Source organism: Neisseria sp. P0022.S010 (assembly GCF_051956635.1).
In genome coordinates, this window is the sequence record NZ_JBQCXF010000841.1 from 1 (window position 1) to 476 (window position 476).

The 476-nt window shown below is 45.6% G+C and carries 1 protein-coding gene; it reads left to right on the forward strand.

What is annotated here, in order from left to right; all coding sequences use genetic code 11:
- Window positions 1–163: 163 nt before the first annotated feature.
- Window positions 164–476: hypothetical protein (locus ACTHUT_RS21710; RefSeq protein ID WP_440419885.1), on the forward strand; the 313-nt coding region annotated here is incomplete at its 3' end.

Genomic DNA, 476 nt, shown 5'->3' on the forward strand with positions numbered 1-476 from the left:
CCAATAATCAGGTACAAAATAAAAAACTGGGCAGCACGATTGCCTTATTCCCCTTCAATTTACAAGCAAAAATTGTCAACACTTGAAGTATAAATTCACAAGCAAAATTGCATTTTTAAGGTATAATAATGAATTCCCCAACTGCATTTTGTGAGCTGAATCCATGTCTGTTGTTTTGCCCTTGCGCGGCGTTACCGCCCTTTCCGATTTCCGTGTTGAAAAACTCTTGCAAAAAGCGGCCGCACTCGGTCTGCCCGAAGTGAAACTGAAAAGCGAATTTTGGTATTTCGTCGGCAGCGAGAAAGCATTGGATGCCGCGACTGTCGAAAAACTGCAAGCCTTGTTGGCAGCGCAAAGCGTTGAACAAACGCCCGAAGCGCGCGAGGGCTTGCATTTATTTTTGGTAACGCCCCGTTTGGGTACGATTTCGCCGTGGGCTTCCAAGGCGACCAATATCTGTCTCTTCATACACATCT